2 protein-coding genes are annotated in these 1565 nt (G+C 67.7%); both read right to left on the bottom strand.

Going from position 1 to position 1565, the window contains the following annotated elements; genetic code table 11:
- On the bottom strand, window positions 1-1383 hold a 1383-nt coding region (locus tag ACFU9E_RS35450), incomplete at its 3' end, for a hypothetical protein (RefSeq protein WP_380715697.1).
- Between the two features lie 2 nt (window positions 1384-1385).
- A partial coding sequence (locus tag ACFU9E_RS35455) for a hypothetical protein (RefSeq protein WP_380715699.1) occupies window positions 1386-1565 on the bottom strand: 180 nt, incomplete at its 5' end.

Here is a 1565-nt window from a genome sequence, read left to right on the forward strand (position 1 = left end):
GGAAGCGCCGGCGGATTCATCCGCCTGCGCGGTCGAGACGTCGCGAACGACGGGGGCAGCCGCGGGGATGATGTCGCGTCGAAGGTGTGCCGTGTTGGCGATCCAGCCGGGAAGGCCGTCTTCGTCGAGGTCGCCGACGCGGATTCGGTCGTAGTGACCACCCAGGCCGGGGACACCGGTGACGACGCAGACGCCGGTGAAGCGTTCCTTGTCGACCATGGCGCTCGGGTCGTTGGCGTCGTCCTTGCGGATGCCTGCACCGAGCGCGGCCTCAGCGGCATCGATGGTGAAGGTCGGGAAGCAGACACCGACTTCGAGGTTGTCGCGCACGGCGGTCGGGATGGCGTCGCCGGTCTGCTTCTGGGTGCCGAAGATCCCGATGACGCCGAGGCCGCGACCTTCCTTCGAGATGGTCTGCATCATGCGTTGGTTAGACTCGATCACTTGCTTGTCTTTGCCGGTCAGGCCCTTGGTGTCGCTGTAGTTGTGGCACTCGTCCATGAGCACCAGGACCAAGGGGTTGGTCTCGGTCGGGCCCTGCTTCCAGAACTTGTGGGTGCCGCGTTCCTCGACCAGCGCGGCCGGGCGGTCCTTGATCAGTCGGACGAGGTCGGTCAAGCGCTGGTTGGCCGTCTCGGGGTTGTCGCCGACGACGAACATGGCGCGTGCTCCGGCCTCTCCCCAGTCGCCGTATCGAGGGTCGGCGGTCTTGCCGTCGAACACGGCGAACTGGACGGATGCTCGGTTGGCGAGGGAGGCCATCCAGGCGAGCATGAGCATGGTCTTGCCGTAGCCGGGCATGCCCGCGACCTTGATCCCGGAGAGCTGTTTGAGCGGGATTCCGACCTGGCGCATCCAGGGGTTGTGGCCCATCGGCAGGACCCAGTCAGCCGTCTCGGGCCAGACGTACGGCTGGTGTTCGTCGAGGGGGTTCCCGACGATGCCGGTGATCTCGACGAGTCCGGCAGCCAGCCGCTTGACCTCGATCGTCTGGCAGTCCCAGGCGTCGGCGAGCCAGCCAGCGGCCTTGTCCACCTCGTCGATGCCGACCTTGGGGATGGTCTGGAGTACGGCCCGGATGCCCCACGGTTCGGGGAAGACCTTGAGCCGGGGGACGACCGTGACGGGCTTCTTGACCTTGCCGTTCAGGTCCTTGACGCCCTTGGTGTTCTCGTCGACGCGAGCCAGGCCGAGGTTCGGAGCGAGGCGACGCCAGCGGCGGGCGATCTTCCAGGCGTGGCGCATCCGGCGACGCTGGAGCGGGGTTGCGCGGATGTACCGGTAGGTGGTGAGGAAGAGGGCGACCGCCCCCCAGGCCGCCAGCGCCACGAGGGCGAGGCCGACGACCAGGGGAGCGAGCCGGAGGGAGTCCGCGTTCGACACGGTCAGGCCTCCGCAGACTTGCGGCCGGTCGGCACCGCCGACAGGGAGCGGATCTCGTCCGCCTGGTACCAGGCCGTACCGCCCATGATCTTCTCGTTGCCGTTGCGGTCGGTCCGCTTCTCGGCCGGGGTGACGCCGACACGGAAGCCGACGAGTTCGACCGGCTGAGGCATGTTCTGGAG

The organism is Kitasatospora sp. NPDC057595 (genome assembly GCF_042800875.1).
Classification (GTDB): domain Bacteria; phylum Actinomycetota; class Actinomycetes; order Streptomycetales; family Streptomycetaceae; genus Kitasatospora.